Here is a 21,776-nt window from a genome sequence, read left to right on the forward strand (position 1 = left end):
CTTTCACCTCTCCCCTCTTGAGGGGAGAGGACGAGAGGCGAGCTTTTTGCGAAGCCGATCGGGTGAGGGGCTTCCATTCGTTACGTCCAAACGTTAAACCCCCGAGCATGAGTTCCAAGCCCCCCCTGCTCGCCCTCAAAGACGTCCGCTTGATGGACGGCATGACGCCTTTGTTTGACGGTGTCGATATCGCGCTTGAACCGCGTGTCCGCGCCTGCCTGGTCGGCCGCAACGGCGCCGGCAAGTCGACCCTGATGCGCATGCTGTCCGGCCTGATCGAGCCTGATTCAGGCGAACGCTACATGCAGCAAGGCATCCGCTTCGCGCACGTGCTGCAGGAACCGGAACCCAAGGGCGACACCATCCTCGACTGGGCGTGCTCGGGCGGGGCGGAACACTATACGGCCGAATCCGAACTGTGGGCCTTCGGCATCGATCCGTCGGGCCCGACCACCTCGATGTCAGGCGGTGAAAAGCGCCGCGCCGCCCTGGCCAAGGCATTCGCCGAAGATCCCGACCTGATCTTCCTCGACGAGCCGACCAACCACCTCGACATCTTCGCCATCGAGACGCTGGAAGACCGGCTTCGCGCGTTTCGTGGCGCCGCCCTGATCGTCAGCCACGACCGCACCTTCCTGGAGCGCGTGACCCAGCGCTGCTACTGGCTGTATGAACGCCGCATCCTGCGCCGCGACGAAGGCTATAAAGGCTTCGACGAGTGGCAGGCCAAGATGGAGGCGGAGACCGCCGAGTCTTTACGCCGCCTGGAAAAGGCGATCGAGCGCGAAACCTATACCTTCTACCGCTCGATCACCGCCCAGCGCACCCGCAACGAAGGCCGCGCCGCACGCCTGGAAGCGATGCGCCGCGACCATGCCGAACGCATGAAGCTGATGGACAAGCCGATGGAGATCGTCATCGACTCGGGCGCGACCTCCGGCAAGCTGGTGGCCGAACTGCGCGGCATCTCGAAATCGTTCGGCGACAAGACCCTGCTGAAGAACTTCTCGACGCGCATCATCCGCGGCGACCGGCTGGCCATTGTCGGCCCTAACGGCGCCGGCAAGTCGACCCTGGTCAAGCTGCTGATCGGCCAGATTCCGGCTGACTCGGGCGAAATCAAGCTCGGCACCAATCTCGACGTCGCCTATCTCGACCAGGGCCGCGACGCGCTCAAGGGCGACGAGACCCTGTGGGACGTGCTGGCCAATTCGGGTTCGGACTCGATCATGGTGCGTGGCCAGCCGCGCCACGTCGCCGCCTACGCCAAGGACTTCCTGTTCCGCGAAAAGCAGTTGCGCCAGCCGGTGAAGTCGCTGTCTGGCGGGGAGCGCAACCGCCTGCAGCTGGCGCGTGCCCTGGCGAAAGCGACCAATCTGCTGGTCCTCGACGAACCGACCAACGACCTCGACATGGACACGCTGGACCTGCTCGAGGACCTGCTGGCCGACTATGACGGCACGCTGATCCTGGTCAGCCACGACCGCGACTTTATCGACCGGCTGGCGACTTCGACGCTTGCACTTAACGGCGACGGCAAGACGGCGGAAACGCCCGGCGGCTGGCAGGACTTCATCCGCCAGAACCCGGACTTCTTCGCCGAAATCTCACAGAAGGAAGCGCAGAAGATCAAGGCCGATGCGCCAAAGGCTGCGCCGGCCCCGGTCAAGTCCGCGCCAAAGAAGCTGAGCTACAAGGACCAGAAGCGCCTCGAAGACCTCAACCAGCTGATGCCGAAGTGGACGGTCGAGATCAAGAAGCTCGAGACGGTCCTGGATGACGCGACGCTCTACAGCCGCGATCCCAAGACCTTCGACGCCACCATGAAAAAGCTCGACCAGCTGCGGTCCGACCTGGAAAACGGCGAGATGGAGTGGCTGGAACTGGAAGAAAAGCGCGAAAGCCTGGCGGGTTAAAGCAAAGGTAAGGCCGCACCACACGGCGTGCCTGTGGAGGAATCCGCTGTTCTTTCAGCATTAGCGCTCTATTAAGCGGCGTAAAGTATGCTCACGGCGTTGCAACTCTTCGCGTCCGGGTCAGAATGCCAGCGCCTACGTTCCGTTATACCTGTTACGCCGTCCTGGCCGTAACCGTCGTCCTGCCCGCCTGCGCGCTGGCGGACAGCGCCGGAACCTACCTGACCTGGCAGAACAAGACCGCGCCCGCCTCCGAGCCGCAGGGCGACGATACCCCTGCGGCCATGGCCTATCCGGCTCCTCCCTCCCCCTACGGCCAGGTCGGCGATCCCTTCCGCCGCAACCTGAACTGGCCGGCGAAAAAGGCGCCGCAGGCCCTGCCGCAACCGGCGCCACAGCCCCCGGCCACCAAGCCTCAGGCGACCAGCGAAGGCCCGCGCCCCTATCAGCCCACCCATGCGCAAACCGCGCCGGCTCAACCGGTTCAAGCCGTCGCGTCGCGTCCTGAAACACCGAGATCCGTTACGGTCCAGCCCCTGCCCGCCGCACCGGCGCCACAGACAGCGATCGTCGACCCCACGCCTCCGCCGCCGCCGATCCTGTCCGTCGCCAAGCCGGCTGCGCCCCCGCGCCCGCCTGAAGCCCACACGGCATCGGTCAGCACGCCAACGCCTCTGACGGCCGCCAAGCCCGTCACCGTCGCTCCGCAGGCGGTCGCCGCCGCGTCCAAGCCCCAGAGCCAAAGCCAAAACCAGACACCGCCCCAGCCGGCCCCTGCGCAGGATAACGGCTACCAGGTCCCGGCCACCAGCAAGTACGCCGCCCAGATCAAGGCCGCCCGCGCTGCCCAGGCCCGTGATCTGGCGCGTCAGAAAGCGGAAGACGATGCCACCGCGCCGGAGCCGTCCGAACAGCTGGCCGTCCACGAGACCGACCACGTCTTCATCCCGGGCGAGACCTACAAGGACGAAGGCGATGCACCGCGTTTGTACAGCCTGCACCGCATGTACGGCCTGCAGCCCGACCCGATCACCGTCTCCCCCGAAAGCAACGGCACCATCCTGGATGGCGCCGACCTGCACGCCGACGAAGCCGCGCCGAAAACACCCGCCAAGGACACTGCCAAGGAAAACGGCAAGGCCCCCAAGGCGAAGTCCGAAGGAAAGTAAATGTCGTCCCTTCTCAGCCTCATCGAGCTTGCCAAGGAGCCGTCCAGCGCGAAGCGCCGTGAACTGCTGCGTCAGGTGACCAGCATCTTCATGGCGCATCCGGAGGAGATCGAAGGCCCGGAAATGGCGCTCTATGACCAGGTCATGAGCCAGCTGTCGGCCGAGATGGAAATCATGGTCCGGGCCGAAATCGCCAATACCCTGGCGTCGGCGAAGGTCGCGCCGCTGGGCCTCCTGCGCCGTCTGGCCACCGACGATATCGACGTCGCCGAACCGATTCTCACGCGTTCCAAGGCCCTGTCGGAAAGCGACCTACTGCACGTCGTCCAGACCAAGGGCCAGGAACACATGCGCGCTGTGTCGCGCCGCGACGAAGTGCCGGAAAGCGTCTCGGGCGTCATCGTGACCCGGGGCGACGACGACACCCTGCATACCCTGCTCAGCAACGACGGCGCGCGCCTGTCGCGGGCCTCGAACGAGGAAGCCGTCCAGCGCGCCCAGGCCAATCCGGCCCTGCACGAGGTCGTCGTCAACCGCAAGGATCTTCCGGCGGACCTGATGAACGACATGTATTTCGTCGTCGAACAGCGCCTGCGCGAACGCATCATCGCCGAAAACGCCAAGCTCGATCCGTCGATGGTCGAAAAGGCCATTTCGAAAAGCCGCGATAAGGTCGCCGTCGCCTATGGCAGCTTCCCGGAAGATTATGAGCGCATCAATGCCGATGTGACGGTGCTGCGCCAGAACCAGCGCCTGACGCCACAGCTTCTGGCCAAGTATATGCGCGATCCCAACCCGACCTATTTCCTGTGCGCCCTGTCGCAGATGGCGGACATCGACTTCCTGACCGCCAGGCACCTGGTCGAAAAGAAGGAGATCGACGCGCTCGCCATAGCGTGCAAGGCGGCGGGCCTCGACAAGGCCCTGTTCCTGACCTACGCCATGATCATGCTGTCGGATCAGCAGAATGCCATGGGCAAGGCGGCCGAATACGGCCAGCTCTACATGCAGCTGCCGCTGGACACGGCACAGCGCACCATCCGTTTCTGGCGCATGCGCCGCGCCGAAGGCCACGCGGCGTAAAAAGCTGAGCACTTAGCACTTCGCCCTCCCCATTTATGGGGAGGGGGGACCGCAGCTTGCTGCGGTGGGCGGGGCCAATTAGGGTTCGCCATAACCCGTAGCTACAATGCAAGCTCTGTTAGAGGTCGCGCTCAAACGCCACGGTATCTCGTAGAACTCCGCAAGATAAAGTCTGTTTCATCTTTCAAAGGCCCCGCCCACCGCCTTCGGCGGTCCCCCCTCCCCATAAATGGGGAGGGCGAGGTGCTTTTTCGTATTCATGATTGCTCCGTTAATCTCCATAGCGATTTGAGACACGTTGGCACCTTCTTCGCCCTCCCCATTTATGAAGAGGAGGGACCATCTGCGGAACAGATGGAGGGCGGGGCCAACTCCGCTTGACGCTTCGCGCCGCGTCCGACACAGTGTCGGCTGAAACCATTTCAGGACTCCCGACCTTGCGTTCTCCTTTTCTCTGCGCCGCCGCGCTGACGCTTGCCTTTGCCTCTCCCGCCCTTGCCGAGACTTGGACCGTCAAACGCGAGTGGGTCAGCGCCCACGAAAACTTCCTGGCGTCCGAAGCGCTCCAGGGCCGCGGCAGCGCCACCCGCGACGAGGCCATCGCCGCCGCCTATATCGCCTCGCAGTTCGAAGGCTTCGGCCTGAAGCCCGCACCGGGCATGACCGGCTACCTGCAGACCGCCTGGGTTATCCAGCCGCGTCTCGAAGGCCCGGTCACGCTGTCCATCGGCGGCCAGGCGGTTGACGGCGTCCAGCTCCTGAGCTCATCCGGCAACAATATCTCCGGCAAGATCAAGGTCTTCACAGGTGAAGACACCAAGACCATGTCGGCCGCCGACGTCATCATGGCGACACCGGGCGCGAAGACGCCCCTGCCGGGCCTGACACGCGCCGCGCGCGCCAAGGGTGCGAAGCTGATCATCCTGCGCGAAAGCGACGACACGAAAAAGTACTGGGAAGCCGGCGGCAAGACGACGGGCATGTCCGCCTACCTGGAAAGCGACCCGCCCGCCAAACCCGGCATGGCCATCGCCATCCTGCCCGCCGCCACCTATGACCGGTTGGCCAGGGATGGGGCGGACACGGTCCTGACCCTGCCCGAAATCATCAAGACGCGCAGCCAGACGACCAACGCCATTGGCTACCTTCAGGGATCCGACCTGTCGGCCGGCACCATCCTCTATACCGCGCACCTGGACGCCCTTGGCGTCAAGGGCGACACTGTCGTTTACGGCGCCAATGACGACGCGTCGGGCACTACCGCCGTGCTTGAAATCGCCCGGGCCCTGGCAGCCGGCAAGCCACCGAGGCGCAGCGTCATGTTTGTGGCGTACGGCGCGGAAGAGCTGGGGTTGCTGGGCTCGCTTTACTTCGCCAAGAACCCGCCGGTGCCGCTCAAGGACATTATCGCCAATCTCGAATTCGAGATGATCGGTGCCCAGGACCCGAAACTGCCGGCCAATACGTTGATGATGACGGGTTTCGAACGGTCGGATTTCGGCGAGACGATGAAGGCGCAGGGCGCCCAGGTGACGGCCGACCCCTATCCGGAATATCGTTTCTTCGAGCGCTCCGACAACTATCAGCTGGCGCTGCAGGGCATTGTTGCCCATACGGTCTCAGGCTGGGCGACAACGCCGAATTACCACAGCCCGCAAGATACGGTCGCCAACCTGAATATCGATTTCATGACCAGCGCCATCCAGTCGCTGATCGCCCCGGCGCGCTGGCTGGCCAACAGCGACTACGTTCCGCAATGGAAACCGGGCGGCAAGCCCGTTGCCAAATAAGGATCAGGCCGCCGCGGCCTCGGATATCGAAGCTTCCGGCGCCTTCGCCAGCGTAAAGCAGAAGCGCGCGCCATGACCGGGCGCGGGCTCGACCCAGATCTCGCCACCGTGGCGTTCGACGATCTTGCGACAAATGGTCAGGCCGAGGCCGGTGCCGTTATATTTGTCCCAGGTATGCAAACGGCGGAATGGCTCAAAGATCTGCTTGGCGTATTCGGGCTCGATGCCGATACCGTTGTCGGTGACGCAGATCCGCCAGCGCCCCCCGGCCTCCACCGACGACACGGTGATCACCGGCAGCCGCCCCTCGGGCTGGTAGGTCATGGCATTGCCGATCAGGTTCTCGAAAAGCCGTTGCAACTGCACGGGATTTCCCGACACCTTCGGTAGATTGTCGCTTTCGATCCGCGCGTCCGTTTCGGCGATCCGCTGCCCCAGGTTGGCGCGTACCTGGACGAGCAGACGATCGAGATCGACGACACTGTCCTCGAAAGGTTCATGCTTCAGCCGGGAATAGCGCAACAGGTCCTGCACCATCAGGTGCATGCGCGTCGCCGACGAGCTGATGATGCCGAGATAGCGGCGCCCCTTCTCGTCCATCCGGTCGTGATAGTCTTCGGCGACCAGCTGGCTGTAGATATTGACCATGCGCACCGGCTCCTGCATGTCGTGCGACGCGACATAGGCGAAGCGTTCCAGTTCGGTGTTCGACTCCATCAGTTGTTTCAGCAGCCGCTCGCGGTTCTCGTCGGCGACGCGCGCCCGCTCCAGTTCGCGCATGATGAAGTGCTGGACGATCCAGAAGCTCAGGGCGGCGGCCAAGACGATCCACACCAGCGTTACGGCGACGAAGCTGATCACCCTCTCGCGGCGGTAGGTGTCGGCACGCGCCGTCTCCGAATCCAGGGTGCGGCGAGTCGCGGCGACCACGCGGTCGATATCGCGCTGGAAACTCATGCGCACGGGACGATCGGCGACACCAATGGCTTCAGCGGCCGCCGGCCCCTGGGCGACGGCCGCCTTGCTCAACCCCCGGCGGACCTCGATAAACTGGCGGGCGCGGTCTTCCAGCCGGTCAAGCCCGACGTCCTGGTCGGCCGTTCCCTTGCCGCGCCATTGCACCAGCACGGCATCGATTTCATCGAGATTGCGATCGAGCCGGGCAGCGAACATCCGCGTTTCGTCTTGCGACCGCGAATGGTAGATGCCACGCGACTCCATGACCGCCGAACTGATCAGGCGGTTCAGCCGCTCTCCCATATAGGCGTTCTCATAGGCGCGGCCGTAATCCGCCATCATCCGGTTGTAGTCGGACAGGGTTGATAAACCGAACAGCATGACGCTCAGCGACATGACGACCAGTCCGCCGATCAGAATGGAAATACGCGCCCGCAAGGTCATGAACAGCGCCCAGTTTCCGGAAGATGGTTCAGCAATCCTTTGCATAACCTATGACAGTTCGCCTGTTGCGTGTAAACGGTAACAGGTGCTTGTGACACATTTCCGCGCCGATGGGCGCAAAAATCCCGTTGGTTTGTCGCGGCGTTAATGCGAAAAACCGCTCACACTTCTTATCCCGCGCCCCACATTGCGCGCGCGGCGCCTTCCGGGTCGTTCTCGACGCGGCAGGTGGTGTTGACCAGCATGGTGGCGCGGTGCCGGCGGTCATAGACCGGCCAGTCCGGCAGCCCCTTGGCGGAAGGTTTGCCTGTGCGAGCAAACGTTGTCAAAAGCGTCGACAGGTTGCGCGACGCCTGTTCCAATCCCGGACCGTTGCCGTGCAGTCCGCCTAAGTCCCAGTTGTGGAAGGTCGCGCCGATATCGGTGGCGTGGCCGGCCTTCAGCGTCGTGTTCGTGCCGGCGATCGGAAAGTTCGATTCGTAGTCATAGCGATAGAGCCAGACAGGTGCGGACTGGTCCGACTTCAGGCTGGCGGTCGTCACGCTGTCATTGCCGAAAACACGCGCCGAGGCGATGGCGATATAGACGTCGGCCGGCGTGGCCTTGGGGTAAAGCCCGCGATAGGCGCTAAGGATTTCGGGCACCCTGGCGCCGAACTCCGTGTCGAGCCTGGCCTTCAGCGCCGCCTCGTCCATGGTAAAGGTGTCCGGCCGGCCCATGTTGAAGAAGGTCGCCTCGTCGCGATCCCAGCCGATGATCAGCGGAATCTTGGCGGACAGGGCCGGCGCCTTCGGATCGAAAGGCTGGATCGGCAGGACGGCGCCGTCAACGATCGGGCCGAAATGGCCGGCCTCATTGGCGTCACCACCGGCGGGCAACAGGCGGCGCGGGCCCTTGCGGGGATTGGCCAGCGGCCCCTGGTCCTGGTCGGCCAACAGTTGCAGGTCGAGCAGGACCTGCGCCGGGATGGTGTCCAGCCGCGCCGTGTCCGTCAGGTCCAGCGTCTTCATCAGGCGGCGAGTGGTTTCGCGCGCGGCCTCGGCGGTGAAGCGGCGCGGCCAGGCGCCGCTCTGAATGATCGCCTTGTGGAACAGGCCGTGCGCCGCCGGCATGGCCATCAGCGTACCGACCTTGCCACCGCCGCCGGACTCGCCGAAGATCGTGACATTGCCGGGATCGCCGCCGAAGGCCGCGATATTGTCCCTGACCCATTCGAGCGCTGCGACGATATCGAGCATGCCGGCATTGGGGACGCGGTTTTCGCCTTCGACCCACAGGTAGCCCATCAGGCCCAGGCGGTGATTGCCGGCCACGACCACCACATCGTGGACCGCCGCCAGCCGCCCGCCGTCCTGCGAGGTCGAGCCGGCCGAGCCGGTCACAAAGCCGCCGCCGTGCAGGTAGAACATGACCGGCCGCTTTTTGCCGTCGGCCGCCGGCGTCCACACGTTCAGCACGCCGCAGTCTTCGCTGTAGCCAGGCTCCTGCTCGCCGTAGGTCGACTTCGGCTTCTGCAAGGCCGGCGCGCCCAGTTTCGTTGCGTCGAACACGCCCGTCCAGGGCTTGACCGGTTGCGGCGCGCGGAAACGGTGGGCGCCGCCCATCGGACCGGCATAGGGGATGCCCTTGAAGCTCAAGGCTCCACGCGCCGTACCGCCACGGACTCGGCCTTTCGCGGTCTCGACCTCGACAAAGGGCGCTATGGGAATGGTGGAGGGAGACAGCGTCTGCGCCCAGCCTGCCGTCGTCAGCAGCGATGCCGCCAGCCCGGAGCCCATGAGACTCCGCCGATCCAGTGTGAAACGCATGGTCTTCTCCCAAAAACTGTTATGATTTTTGGGAGAGCTTAACCGAGCTTCATCGAGCCAACAAGCTACCCCTGCTCGCGCACGCGGCTAAGCTGGGCCTGCACGCTTTCGGCCAGGGCCGCCATGCCGTGCTCCGAAAAGATCTCATGCGCCGCTTCCAGGGCATAGGCCGCCTCGGTGCGCTCCATCATGAAGCCGGTGATGTCGCCACGCGCCACATAGAGCCGCGCCAGGTTGCTCTGCACGATCGCCCAGCCGACCGGATCTTCCTGCGGTTTCAGCATACGCAGTTCGTCCTTGAATGCCGCTTCGGCCGCGTCCAGCGACTTCAGGTCGCCTTTCAGTTCGGCCTGCCGGGCCTGACAGACGGCGCGGTTGTTGACCAGTTGCGCGCGCAGGGTCAGTTGCTTCTGCATCGGCCGCTTCAGCGCTAGGTCGTACATGGCGATCGCCTGGTCGCAGACCTCCTGGTTGAGCGTCAGTTCCCCCAGGGCCTGCAGCCCCATGGCCAGGGCCTGCTTGTGCTCCACCCAGTCGAGCGGCGAATGCTCGTAGTCGAGCGTCGCGGTGTCTTCGTTCGACAGCAGCGCGATGCCCAGGCTGATGCCTTCTGGCTTGCCTTCGATCTGGCCCTGCCAGATGCGGGCCAGCGCCAGGCGCAGGGTGACGCGGGCATAGGTCACGGGCTCGTAGTCCGGGTCGAGGCGCTGACGCAGGGCGTCGAAATCGGTGATGACCGCGGCCATCAGCGTCGCGTCGGCGCGGTCGAGCCCCACCATCATCAAAAGGTCGCCGCGGTCGAAGCGCGCATGGGCGGCGTCCAGCTTGTCGCGGGCGGCATTGGTCTGGCGGACGCGCTGGTCGGCGCGGTCGATGGCGCGGTCGATGCGCGACATGGCGTGCAGCGCCGGATCGAGGTCCTGTGCCCCTTTGCGCGCCGCATTACGGGCGGCCAGGCGGGCTTCGACGGCGGCGAAGCGGACCTTCAGCACCTCGTCGTCGGCGATGGCCGCCTTGCCGCCACTCAGCAGGCTTTCGGCCGAATCGAGCAGTTCGTGCGTTTCGAACAGTTCGCTGCCCAGGATGCAGGTCAGGGCCTGCTCCAGCGCGGCGGAAGCGGCTTCCGACGTCGTCTTGGCCTCCTTGCCGGCGTTTTCGGCGGCCGAGGCCGCGCGGCGGAGCGCCACCGGATCACCGGTCCGGCGCGCATATTCGCGCCAGATCTGCGCGGCTTCGAGGTAGGGCGTGAAGCGATTCTTGGTCGAGACGCGGCCGCCTTCGATATCGAGATGGCGCCCCTGGGCGATGAGCAGCTTGAGATTCAACAGCTCATAGAGCGACGGATCGGTTTCGACCCGGCCCTGATTGCCGAAGATGCGTCTGATTTCACGACCGAATTCGAACATGTCCCGTTACCCCCTCAAGGCGAGAAACGTATCAGGACGATACGCAGCGCTTGAGGCTCGAACGGACAGATGCAATCCCAGGGCCGCCGAAGAGTCAACAAAAGGTTAACGGCGATCTGGTTTTAGCGTCCCGCTGTTGCCGAAGGAACGATGTTTGGGCGTTAAGCCGCTTTCGACATATCGGCGCGGAGCAGGCGGCAACAGTTGCGGCCGGCGGCCTTGGCGGCATAGAGCGCCGTGTCGGCCAGGGACACCATGCGCGACAGATCGGGCTGCGCGCCGTTGGCCCAGTGGATGCCGAAGCTGGCCGTCACGGGCCCGCACGGACCGAAGTCGTGGCCTTCGACGCGTTCACGCAGCTTTTCGGCGATCTTCTGGGCGCCCCGGCGGTCGACATCGGCGCAGACGACGACGAATTCCTCGCCGCCCCAGCGCGCCACCATGTCCTGCATGCGGACATTGCGGCCGATAACGCCGGCGAATGCCGCCAGTACCTTATCGCCGAAATCGTGGCCATGGGTGTCGTTCAAGGCCTTGAAGTGGTCGATGTCGATCAGGATGACGGCCAGGTCGAAGGCGCCGCGCCTTTGCCCGGCCATACCGTCGAACGCTTCGATCATGCCCCGGCGATTGAGCACACCGGTCAGATGGTCGCGGCGCGCGGCTTCCTGCGCTTCACGCAAGGCCAAGGCTTCCAGGGTCTGGCGCTCCAAAAGGGCCTTGCGCAGGTTGGCGACGCGATAGCCAAGATAGGCAACGATCATCACGATCCACATGCCGAGCAGAAGCAGGTAACCCTGCGCATCGCTCAGGATCGCCTTGCGGATCAGCACTTCGCGCACTTCAAACGAATGATGTCCGACCGGCGCTTCCGTCCCGGTCTCGAAGATCAGCGAGGTCACATTGTCGAACTTGGGGCGGCCAAACTGCGGCGCCAGCCTGTGCTTGCGCAGCCACCAGTCGGCAACGCCAAAATCGGCCGTGGTGAATTCTATGGTTTGCAGCTTGCCAGGCGTGGTGTCGGCCTCGACGCGCAGATATTGCGGGCTCTCGTCGTCGGCGCGGATGCTGTAGGACGGATCGAAATTCTTGAGATGTACACGGAAGGAGGTCGCCTCCCCCTTGTACATCATGGTGATGCGCATCGCGCGCATATTGCTCAGGTCGAGACCGTGAATGCCCCGGTCGCCGTCGAGAAACAGCTCATAGCCGCAGTATCGGTAAGGGTGCTGGACGTGCAGGTCGCAGTCCCACTTAAGCCCGCCCTTATCGTAGGTCGCGGTCTTGCCGCCGACACCCGCGTCGCCATCCGAAAAAACGAGATGCGCGTTACGGGTTGTGTTTTGTGGTGTGAAGACCACTGTACGGCCCAGCAACTGGTCCTTGCCGGCAATGGCGCCGGCCGTCAACAGCAGCAGGCCGAGTAGCGCCACTTCAAACTTGGCGCTGGCGGCCAGGCGCAGGCCTTTGCCGGCAAATCCGGCGATACGATCTTTCAGACCTTTGGTACTCAAGGCAGTCAACTATCCCAAACAGATGTTATCATCTTTGGGAAGGAGCCTACGCGATAACCTTAAGCATCCAGTGAAATAACACCGTTAACGACAGGTCAAGCGCGCGCTGCCCTGTCCACTGCCGCGAACTCGTCATCCTTGAGGACGATGTTCGCCGCCGCGACGTTTTCCTCAAGATGCTTGACCTTGCTGGTGCCCGGAATGGGCAGCATGACGGATGAGCGCTTCAACACCCAGGCAAGCGCGATCTGCGATGGCGCGGCGTTGTGCGCCATCGCGATGCTGTCGAGCACCGTCCCCGGCCTGGCCAGGTCACCCGCCGCCAGGGGATACCATGGGATAAAGCCGATGCCATGGGATTCGCAATAGTTCAGCACGTCTTCGCTGCCGCGTTCGGCCAGGTTGTAGCGGTTTTGGACGGTGGCGACCGGGAAGACCTTCTGTGCCGCCTTGATGTCTTCGACCGAGACCTCGGACAGGCCGGCGTGGCGGATAACGCCGCTGTCGAGAAGCAACTTGATCGCCGCGAACTGTTCGTCACGCGGCACGCGCGGATCGATGCGGTGGAGTTGCCACAGGTCGATGATCTCAATGCCCAGCTTGTCGCGTGACCGGTTGGCGTTTTCGATCAGGTAGTCGGGATCGCCGTTGGGAATCCAGATGTTCGGCCCGCGCCGCACCAGCCCGGCCTTGGTGGCGATGACCGTCTTGCCGTAGGGATGCAGAGCCTCGTGGATCAGCTCTTCGGAGACGTCGGGCCCGTAGGAATCGGCGGTGTCGATAAAGTCGATGCCCAGCTCCAGTAGGCGCCTCAACACGCGGATGGCCTCGTCGCGATCGGCCGGCGGCCCCCAGACACCCGGTCCAGTGACGCGCATGGCGCCGAACCCCAGCCGGTTGACACTCAGTTCCCCACCGATCCTGAAGGTTCCGCTGTTCGCTGCCGTCATGTCAGTCTCCTTGTTTGCTGGGCAGATGGGCGTAGACGGCAGCAATTGCAATCGCATTATTTCGCCGGCTTAAGATTCCGGCTTTATCGATCAAGCGAAAGGCCGTGTGATGACGCAGGATCAGCTCTACCGGACGCTGGCCCTCGCCGCCATCGTGGCCGACGAACAGCTGACGGCGGATTTCATTGGGGCGATATCCAGCCAAAACCGCTGACACCGTTCGGCCTATTGCTCAAAGAAACGGATTGTCCTTGTCGGCATAACGCTGGCCGATGAACTGGGTGTTGTGCGTAAAGGCATCCAGATCGTGCTGGGCCAGGCTGCGCAGCATGTCGTCGAGCTTGTCCTGCATCTTGTCCAGGCTTTCATCCAGGATGAAGCTGGCTGACTTGCCGGTCTTGCGAAAGATCTCGGACCGGTGCGCGGACGGAATATCAATATAGCTCTTCACCAGCTTGGGCAGATGCAGGTCACGCATCTGCTCGAGGTCAAAGCGGTTGACCGTCGAAGCGTGCTCGCGCTTGGCGGCCTCATGAACCTCATCGAGCGTGGTCAGGATACGCCGGATGCGCGCCTGGGCGCTGTCCGGCACTCGGTCATCTGTGTAGTCCACGCGCACGGGTTCCGGCCCCGGCGGCAAGGGTGCCGGAGGCGGCAGCGAGGGCTTGGCAAACAGCCTTCGGAAGAACTCCATGAGATTCATACTTACCGATAATAAGCCGCGAATCCAAAAAATCCACGGCTCGAATTAAGTAGCCCCGCTTTCTACCAAAAAACCGCTAACACTTTTGGGAAAGCGCTGCGGTTTAGTTCAAAGCCAGCGGCGAGTTCGAACCATTGTCCGCACTGTTGCCCTGGGCGCGGGCGATATAGCCCTTTGCCTTCTCGGTTTCGTGCGACAAGGTATCAACCGTCGTCTTCATATTCGACAGCGCCTTGATCTTAAATTCGTCGACGGCGTCCATGGTCGCGTAGATGTTGGCGAAGGCACGTTGCAAGGTTTCGACGTGAATGGTCGCCGAGGTCGCCTGTTCGTGGATACGCGCCGTGTTCGACTTCAGAAGCTCGCTGGTGCTGGCGATCATGTTCGACGTGGTGGTGTTCAGCGCCGTGATCTGGTCGAGCACCAGTTTCTGACTGGCTAGGGCTTGGGCGACCGTCACGGCCGTGCGCAGGGCCGCGATGGTCGTCGTCGAGGCGCGATCGACACCCTTGATCAGCTCGATATTGTTCTTCTTGATCAGGTCCAGCGCCAGATAGCCCTGCACCGTCACGGCCATCTGCGTCAGCAGGTCGGTCGTGCGCTGACGGACATAGAAGAGCGCCGATTCGCGGATGGCGCGCGCCTTGGTCGGGTCGGAGCTGTCGAGATCGTTGGCGCGCTCTTCCAGGCGGCTGTCGAGCGTCTTGGAGATATGGATGACCTGCTCCAGCTTGCCCATCATCTCCCACATCTTGCGGCGCTCACCGTCGATGGCGACATTGTCCTGCAGGAGCTCGTCCTTGCCGCGCGCCAGGGTCACCAGGATGCCGTTGATGTGGGTCTGGGCCGACTGATACTTGTCGAAATAGGCCTTCAGCTTGTTGCCGAACGGGATGAAGCCGAATAGCTTGCGCGGTTCGGTCAGGAGGCCACCGCGCGACGGATCCAGGCCTTCGATGGTGTGGCGCAACTCGATCAGGGAGTTGCCGACGCTGCCCTCCCCTTCCATCTGCTTAGTCGGGCGGTCGAGGAAGCGGTTGCTCTGCGACGACAGGGCCGAGATTTCGCGCTGGCCCAGGGCATTAAGCTGGTTGATCTTGGTGCCGAAGTCCGGGCTGTTGGCGTCGACGCTGACCAGGTCGGCGATGTAGGTCTCGACCTTGGTCTCCAATTCCGACTTTACCGAGGTTTCGATCGGCACCAGTCCGGCGGCCTTTTCGACGGGAACGGCGGCAACAGGGGCCGGAGCCTCAAGAACGAGATCACTCATAGTCGTGTTTCCCCAGAGAAGGTTTAATTTAAACGCTACTGTACCGTCGAACGGCTTTGCATCTCAGAGCGTGATCGTAAGATCGCAGGCCCGTTGCCACAACTGAAAATTCAGTATGGCCCGCCTTTCCCCCCGATGCCGTCAAGCGACTCGACTATCGGCCGCAGACAGGCCCTCAGCAATACCATAGATTTGCGCGCGCTGGACGATATTTTCCGCCCAGCGGCTGTGGGTCGCCGGCTCGCACATGCTGCCGTTCGCGCCGAAAACCGCCGGCGAGGCGTTGTCCAAGATCGCGCGCGCCTCCATCAGGTCGGCGGCCGAAGGCTTGTACAGCCGCTGAATGACAGGGATCTGCGACGGATGGACCGCCGTCTTGGTCAGCAGGCCGTTTTCGATATCCTGTTCGACCTCTTCGGCCAGCAGGCTGTGGTCGCCGAAATGCTCAAAAACCGGCGCCGTGACGCTGAAACCGTGGCTGGCAAAGGCCGCGGTAATATTGAGTATGGCGACGCCCAGAAGACCGTCATAGGCCGTGCGGAAACGCGACCTGCGCACGCCGATCAGGCTGAGGATATCGTTGCCGCCGACACGCACGGCCAGTATCCGCTCGCGGAAAGGCAGAAGCCGGTCGCGCAACTGGCCCAGGCTGACCGGATCGAACGCCTCCTTGCCTTCGATGGTCGGCATGAACAGGTGACCGTCTATACCCGGCAGGCCGAACCAGTCGTCGACGGTCCCGGCCGTGATCTTGGGCAGGACAAAGCCCGCCAGATGTTCGGCGCCGGGCATGGCCAGGATGCGTGCGAGCATTTGCGGGCTCCGCGGCCGGACAAAGACATGCACCGTCGGCGACATGAGAGTGAAATGTTGCAGCGTGACCTTCAGCGCCTGCTCGGCGCCGGCCAGTTCGTCATCGCGGATAGCGTCTTCCAGGCAGATGACCATGGAACGCAGATCGGGACAGGCCCCATAGGCATTGTCCATCGCCGCCGGGTTCAGCGCGGGGGTATAGAGCGTGGCGCCCAGTTCGATCGCTCTCATTCCTGCTCGCCCTTTATATTCCTGATAATCGTCACTGCGCGGTAGCCCCCCAAATCGCGTTCCATCACCGGCACGCCGTCCTTTTCCGCCAGATGCCGCAGGTGCTGCGTCTCCGGATCGTCGAGGTCCCTTACCAGCACCCGTTCGGGCAGACGGCGAAGGGTCGCCCGCGTTGCTTCGGCGATGCCGGGCTTGATGCGATTAATATCGGTAACCTGATAAGTATCCGCAAGATGCCGCAAAATGCGGTCTTTCGTTGCTGCCGCCATTTTCGCCGCCTCCGGTGACCACGGCACGGAGACGGCAACGGTATCGGCGCCCTCGACGGCCTCGAGGAAGTGGTGGGTCAGGTCGTACGGCGCCTGGTCTTGCTGGAACAGGCAGGCGTGGAAGTCATTTGGGCCGACCAATGTGTCGGTCAACACAGTGCGGCTGATCAGCCCCGAGACAATGCCGTTCAGAAGACCGCTGGGGATGACATAGTCGTCGGTCGTCGCCGCCAGACTGGCGGTCCCGGCCGGATCGGCGACTACGGCCAGGAACGGCGCAAAGCCCAGGTCTGACTGCGCCAGCGAGGTTTCCAGTTCGCGGCTGATGGCGCCCTTGCCGGTCCAGCCGTCGAGAAAGATCGCGGACGCCGTACCATGACGCGCCGTGATAGCCCTGAGCGCATTGAGATCGATGCCCCGGCCGCGAATGATGCTGACCGTGTAGTGAAAGGCTGTGACGCCCAAGCGCTCCAGCGCGCGTTTGACCAGCACGCCGATCGGCGTTCCGGCACGGGCCAGCGAAATGATGACGCATTGCGCCTGCGTTTGCGGTCGCGCGGCGATCTTCTGCGCCAGCGTGGCGATATCATTTTTCAGCCGCCCGGCATTGCGCGCCAGGGCATCGTGATAAAGCTGCATGTAACGCGCGTCCGGCACGGCTTCTGCCGACAGCATCTCTGAATAGTGCTTCACGCCCGACTGGATCAGGCGTTCCTTCTCGGCGACCGGTGTAGGCGCGATGTCTGCGGGCTTGAGCAGCATGACCACATCCTCAGCCGCGTAGGTGCCGGAAAAGGCTTCAGTCAATCCAGACATTGTCGCCCCCGACGTGCGTCCAAAGCTGGGATTGCGTGGGCGTCATGGCGAAGTCGCACAGGTCCATGAAGCCAACGTCGGAGACGCTGTCGCCGATGCCGATCACCGGTGCATCGGGCGCGTCGGCCCGCAGCTTTTCGATAAGGTAGCGGACGGCGTGTCGCTTGCTCAGCCAGGGCGGCAGATAGGCCAGGTTGTTGTCATTGCGATGGACGCGCCAGCCATCCGGCAATCGGTGCACCAGGTCGCGTTCAATGTCTGCCAGCACCTCGCCGCCATCGCGGTTGCTCTTGACGACGATAAATTGCGGCATGCCGTTTTCTGCCGCGACCCAGTGGCGGAATGCGGCCGTATCAAGCGCCCCGGTAAGTGCGGCATAGACGTCGTCAACAGCTTCGCCATCGCGGGCCTGAGCCAACAGTTGATCATGCCAGGCCTGGTCGATCTCGCCATCGTCCAGTAGAATACAGCCGCCATTGCCGCAGATGGCCGGCGCCTGTTCGATATCGGCGCGGCTGAGCGCCTCGCGGCTGCGCGCGGTCACCGGGATCAGCTTACCGACGCGCAGCCACTTCAGCAGGCTTTCCTGCCGCACCGTCGCATAGCCGCTGGGACTGCCATCGTTCAGCCGGCTCATCAGTCGCAGGCCGTCGGCCACGCCGCCGGGGCATTTGCGGGCGGTCTGGAACAGGGTGTCGTCCAGGTCGGCAAGGATGATCGGGGCGCTCACTGGCCGTCACCATAACGGCAGGCGACAACCTCGACTAGGATGTCACGGCCCAACTGCGCCAATGCCGCGCGGGCTTCCGCCGCCTGGTCCCTGACGACCTCGCTCAGGATCAGGATGCGATCGGGGCGATGACCGAGAATATTGTACAGGAAACACGGCGCGCCGCTGCCATAGGCGTCCGAAAACGCTGACGCGCTCTGCATGGCGTGACCCAGAAGCGCCGGGCTGCGGGTGATGCACTGGACGGCGGCGATGGCGCCTTGCGCCTCGACCTCCTCGGCGGCCAGCAGCGCCTCGTAGGAATGCTCGCCCTCGCCCAGCACCAGAATGCGCTCACCAGCGACAGCCTTGATTGGCTGGCGCACGGCGCGTTCCGGACGGGTCAGGCCTGTTCGGCTGCGCATACCTTCGGCGGGCGCGCCGCCCGGCTGGTTGGTGCGCGCCGCCAGCACCGGCTGAGCCGGAAGTGTCGCCGCCTGCCACTGCATGCTGCCCGACAGGATGGCGCGCGCCTGCGTCGGCAGCGGCATGGCGTCGAGATAGGCGCCGCCGCCCCAGTCGGTAATACAGCAGGTCTCGATGCATTCGAGGTGCGGCATCACATTGGCCAGCGCTTCGGCGGCACCGATAAAGGTATTGCCCGTGCTGCACTCGTCGTCGACGATGACCAGCGACCGCGCCGATCGCGCAAGCGCCTCCAGCTCAGGATCGGCGATCTGGACCAGATGGGTCGTGGCGTGGCTGTGCCCCTCTTCGAAAGTCGTCAGCACCTGCACGCCCTCGACCCTCTGCCGCGCGCTTTGCAGGTACAAAACCTTCGCTGCCGGGTGGATCTGCTGAAACGCGGCAAACACGCCCTGACCCAGCGCCGTCGCCGTTTCCGCCAGGCCCAGAAAGACGATTGGCTGCGGCAGGTCGGCCGCGATCTTTTGCGCCAGGACCTGCATCGACCGGCGCATCTCGACCGGCGACGCCGGCAGGTGGCGGCCAAGAATCTTCGAGACGATCAGGAAGCCGCGTTTGGGGTTTGAGCGCGCGGCGAAGTCGCACAGATCGCGCAAAGGCGGGCCGTCGTAAACGCGCAGGGACAACTCGCCGGTCGGCAAGGTGATGGTTTCGGAAAGGTCGGCTGTGTACGCGCCCGTCATGGCTACCTTAGAAATGAACGATAATGCTGACGACGGACTTGCGCAGGCGCTGGACAACGTCCCGGCGGTCGCAATTCAGCGAAGGCTTGGCTTCCGGGATCGGGAAACCCGCGGCCGCGACCATCTCGTAGACCATGCCGGCGCGGATGGCAAAATTGACGTTTTCCGAGATCGAGCCCCGGTCGCGCATATTGCCGTGCGCCAGAGACGCCGAGACGATGCCAACGAGGTTGCCGAACTCGTCGATGACCGCTCCGCCCGATGAGCCCGAGCCGATCGGCGCGGTGAACTGAAAGCGCGAAACATCGCCGCTGCTGCCAGTCAGGCCGGAAATATTGCCCGTGGTGACCTTGAGGTCCGCCCCCAGCACATCCATCAGCGGAAAGCCGGCGGCGAGCACGCTTTCGCCCAGCCACAGGGGCGCACCGTGGCGCAGCGCCATGGGCTCGCCTTCAACTTCGCCTTCGAGCAGGGCCAGGTCGTGGATCAGGTCGGCGGCCACGGGCCGCAATTTGTTACGACTGCGGCCCAGTTCCAGCGCCGTGCCGTCTTCGATGACGTGGGCATTGGTGACAACCAGACCCGGCGCGATCAGCACGCCGCTGCCGGATGCGGTCGCACCGCGCGGCGGGCGCGAAGGGGCGCCTTCGCGGCGCGGGCGTGACGGGAAATCGGCGTTTTTCAGGTTGCGGGCGCGGGCATAGGCATCGATGCCGAAGGTAAATCCCTCATTGGCGACCTTGGCGCGCCAGACGCCGTCCTTGGCGTAGATTTCCGCCAGGATGACCGCCGCCAGTTGCCCGTCGGGTTCGGGGAAGCTGTGCACCTGTCCGGCAATCTCGACATGGATCGGATAGGCGGCATTGACGAAGCCGCCGCTGCGGTCGTCGGTGATATAGGCGATGACCTCCAGCGGCGTGTCGCGGATCAGCGGCGACGGCGCCACCCAGCGGCGGCCGCCCTCTTCGCTGAAAGGAATGATCACGCCATCACCGCCGACAGCGCAAACGACGACGCGATCGGCGTCGCTGCCGTGGATGCTGACGGCCCAGTCTCCGTCTTTGGAGACCTGGAGCCGCTGACCGGGTGACGGCGTCAACATGGGATGGCCTCAGGACGCCAGCCGCTGGACGGCGGTTTCAAAGCTGATCTCGGTATCAATCATCGTCCCCTCCACTTCGTCGGCGCTCAGGCGTCTCGTCAGCAGTCCCGCCCAGCCGGCCAGGATACCGGCGCCTACCGCCTCGGCATATACCACACCACCGGCGGGGCGTGCATTGATCTCAAGCACCTTCCAGCTTCCGTCCGTATGCTTGCGGAACTGGACATTGACCACGCCGTTCAGGGCATAGCGTTCGACCAGCTGTCCGGCATAGGCGCTTAAAGGGTGGTCGGTCTGGATACGCTGCTTGCCGGTCGCCAGCTTGGTCCGCGCCGCATAACGCAGCATGCGCCCGTGATCGGCCAGGATGTCAAATGAAACCTCCGGGCCGGGCAGATATTCCATCAGCACCATGTCGCGAAACGGCTTCGTCTGCTCCTGCTGACGCAGCGCCGCCAGGTAGAGATCGGCCTTGATTTCGCGGGCATCCGGATTTTCGAGATGCGCCATCGGCCTGTCAGGGATCAGCTTCCAGAAGCCGAAGCCATTGACGCCGTTGCGCGGCTTGACGCACGGAATGGCGCCGTCGCCGAAGCGTTCAGGGAACGTCGCAATCGCCGCTTCCAGCTGCGCGCTCGACGTCACCAGTTCGGTATTCAAATGGAATTCGACCGCGCGCAGGTCCTCGGCAAAGCGGAACTTGTCCTCGAGCAGCTTCAGGACGTCCTGGCTGCCCGGAAACTCGACACGGCACGGCAGGGCCGCATCGCGCAGGGTGTTGCGGTAGTGGGTCGGGATCAGGACATCGATGGCCTTGTCGGCCACCTTGTCCTGAACCCATTGCAGATAGCCGACAGGGTCCGTTTCCGGTTCCACCCAGGTTTCCACCGGGCCGGAATGTTGCGGCTTGCCCTTGGCCACACTGGCATAGATTTCTAACCCCGGTTCCGCAGACATCATGGCCTGAGAAATGCTGGCCAGGGAAAACCCGCGATTGAACCAGATACGCATCATCAGGCCAGGTTGACGCCCATGGCGGACGCCAGGCCGGACAGGCCGCTTTCCCAGCCCTCGCCGATCGCCTTGACCTTGATGTCGCCTTGCGGGCCGCGATACAGCTCGACGAAGACCATGGCGGCATTGGTGCTGCTGTCTTCCGACAGGTCGTAGCGCGCCAGTTCCTTGCCGTCCGCCTGATTGACCACGCGGGCATAGGCGTTCTGGACCGAACCGAAGTTCTGCTTGCGCTGCTGGCCTTCGTAGATGGTGACGGCAACCGTCACCTTCCTGGCGTTGGCCGGCAGCTTGGAGAAGTCGACCTTGATGGTTTCGTCGTCACCGGCGCCGTCGCCCGTCCGGTTGTCGCCGCCATAGATGACGGCGCCGTCGGGCGAGGTCTTGTTGTTGTAAAACACAAAGTGGCCGTCGCTCAGGACCTTGCCGCCCTCATCGACCACAAAGGCCGAAGCGTCGAGGTCGAAGGCCGCGCCATCGGTCTTGCGCACATCCCAGCCGAGGCCAACCGTGACGGAGGTGAGGCCCGGGGCCTCCTTGGACAGCGAAACATTGCCGCCCTTGACGAGAGAAACTGCCATTATGCGATCCTTGGAGAGATATCGAAGCGGCCGGAACGCGCCGGCCGCTTCCTAGTCTAGTT

At 63.6% G+C, this 21,776-nt stretch carries 19 protein-coding genes; 4 read left to right on the plus strand and 15 right to left on the minus strand.

All coding sequences use genetic code 11. The annotated features are described in order from the left end of the window. Positions 1-107: 107 nt before the first annotated feature. The 4 genes from J2X24_RS01700 (at position 108) to J2X24_RS01715 (ending at position 5,958) form a co-directional block, all read left to right on the plus strand. On the plus strand, positions 108-1,916 hold the full coding sequence (locus tag J2X24_RS01700) for an ABC-F family ATP-binding cassette domain-containing protein (protein ID WP_209715655.1): 1,809 nt from the start codon (positions 108-110) through the stop codon (positions 1,914-1,916). Positions 1,917-2,041: 125 nt separating this feature from the next. Next, positions 2,042-3,085 (plus strand): hypothetical protein, encoded by a 1,044-nt coding sequence (locus J2X24_RS01705; RefSeq protein WP_209715657.1) that lies wholly within the window; start codon positions 2,042-2,044, stop codon positions 3,083-3,085. After that, positions 3,086-4,168, plus strand: coding sequence for a DUF2336 domain-containing protein (locus J2X24_RS01710; RefSeq protein WP_209715661.1), 1,083 nt, complete (start codon positions 3,086-3,088; stop codon positions 4,166-4,168). Between the two features lie 437 nt (positions 4,169-4,605). Then, positions 4,606-5,958, plus strand: a complete 1,353-nt coding sequence (locus J2X24_RS01715) for a M28 family metallopeptidase (protein WP_209715664.1) — start codon at positions 4,606-4,608, stop codon at positions 5,956-5,958. A gap of 3 nt (positions 5,959-5,961) precedes the next feature. Here J2X24_RS01715 and J2X24_RS01720 read toward each other — a convergent pair whose 3' ends face one another. The 15 genes from J2X24_RS01720 to J2X24_RS01790 form a co-directional block, all read right to left on the minus strand. Then, on the minus strand, positions 5,962-7,359 hold the full coding sequence (locus J2X24_RS01720; RefSeq protein WP_209715667.1) for a sensor histidine kinase: 1,398 nt from the start codon (positions 7,357-7,359) through the stop codon (positions 5,962-5,964). A gap of 170 nt (positions 7,360-7,529) precedes the next feature. Further along, a complete protein-coding gene (locus tag J2X24_RS01725) occupies positions 7,530-9,167 on the minus strand; it encodes a carboxylesterase/lipase family protein (protein WP_209715670.1) in 1,638 nt (545 codons plus the stop codon). Between the two features lie 65 nt (positions 9,168-9,232). After that, the gene (locus J2X24_RS01730) at positions 9,233-10,573 is read right to left on the minus strand and encodes a hypothetical protein (RefSeq protein WP_209715673.1); all 1,341 of its coding nucleotides are present in this window, start codon (positions 10,571-10,573) and stop codon (positions 9,233-9,235) included. A gap of 161 nt (positions 10,574-10,734) precedes the next feature. Further along, the gene (locus J2X24_RS01735) at positions 10,735-12,087 is read right to left on the minus strand and encodes a GGDEF domain-containing protein (protein ID WP_209715675.1); all 1,353 of its coding nucleotides are present in this window, start codon (positions 12,085-12,087) and stop codon (positions 10,735-10,737) included. 95 nt (positions 12,088-12,182) lie between these two features. After that, on the minus strand, positions 12,183-13,037 hold the full coding sequence (locus J2X24_RS01740; RefSeq protein ID WP_209715678.1) for an aldo/keto reductase: 855 nt from the start codon (positions 13,035-13,037) through the stop codon (positions 12,183-12,185). Position 13,038: 1 nt separating this feature from the next. Further along, positions 13,039-13,254 (minus strand): hypothetical protein, encoded by a 216-nt coding sequence (locus tag J2X24_RS01745; RefSeq protein WP_209715681.1) that lies wholly within the window; start codon positions 13,252-13,254, stop codon positions 13,039-13,041. A gap of 15 nt (positions 13,255-13,269) precedes the next feature. Further along, the gene (locus J2X24_RS01750) at positions 13,270-13,650 is read right to left on the minus strand and encodes a hypothetical protein (RefSeq protein ID WP_310002371.1); all 381 of its coding nucleotides are present in this window, start codon (positions 13,648-13,650) and stop codon (positions 13,270-13,272) included. 193 nt (positions 13,651-13,843) lie between these two features. Further along, complete coding sequence (locus J2X24_RS01755; RefSeq protein ID WP_209715683.1) at positions 13,844-15,010, minus strand: toxic anion resistance protein; 1,167 nt, start codon at positions 15,008-15,010, stop codon at positions 13,844-13,846. 141 nt (positions 15,011-15,151) lie between these two features. Continuing rightward, a complete protein-coding gene (locus J2X24_RS01760; protein ID WP_209715685.1) occupies positions 15,152-16,054 on the minus strand; it encodes an HpcH/HpaI aldolase/citrate lyase family protein in 903 nt (300 codons plus the stop codon). Further along, on the minus strand, positions 16,051-17,139 hold the full coding sequence (locus J2X24_RS01765; protein WP_209715687.1) for a cysteine protease StiP family protein: 1,089 nt from the start codon (positions 17,137-17,139) through the stop codon (positions 16,051-16,053). Before J2X24_RS01765 ends, J2X24_RS01760 begins: the two co-directional genes overlap by 4 nt. Beyond that, entirely contained in the window at positions 17,123-17,869 is a 747-nt protein-coding gene (locus J2X24_RS01770) for an HAD family hydrolase (RefSeq protein WP_209715690.1), read from the minus strand. Before J2X24_RS01770 ends, J2X24_RS01765 begins: the two co-directional genes overlap by 17 nt. Then, entirely contained in the window at positions 17,866-19,017 is a 1,152-nt protein-coding gene (locus J2X24_RS01775; RefSeq protein ID WP_209715693.1) for a phosphoribosyltransferase domain-containing protein, read from the minus strand. The genes J2X24_RS01770 and J2X24_RS01775 overlap by 4 nt, the downstream gene beginning before the upstream one ends. Before the next feature lie 7 nt (positions 19,018-19,024). Next, complete coding sequence (locus J2X24_RS01780; protein WP_245344359.1) at positions 19,025-20,119, minus strand: S1C family serine protease; 1,095 nt, start codon at positions 20,117-20,119, stop codon at positions 19,025-19,027. Between the two features lie 9 nt (positions 20,120-20,128). Further along, on the minus strand, positions 20,129-21,133 hold the full coding sequence (locus J2X24_RS01785; protein ID WP_245344360.1) for an ATP-grasp domain-containing protein: 1,005 nt from the start codon (positions 21,131-21,133) through the stop codon (positions 20,129-20,131). Further along, on the minus strand, positions 21,133-21,714 hold the full coding sequence (locus tag J2X24_RS01790) for a TerD family protein (protein WP_209715696.1): 582 nt from the start codon (positions 21,712-21,714) through the stop codon (positions 21,133-21,135). Before J2X24_RS01790 ends, J2X24_RS01785 begins: the two co-directional genes overlap by 1 nt. Between the last annotated feature and the right edge of the window lie 62 nt (positions 21,715-21,776).

It is taken from the genome of Asticcacaulis solisilvae, from assembly GCF_017875235.1.
Classification (GTDB): domain Bacteria; phylum Pseudomonadota; class Alphaproteobacteria; order Caulobacterales; family Caulobacteraceae; genus Asticcacaulis; species Asticcacaulis solisilvae_A.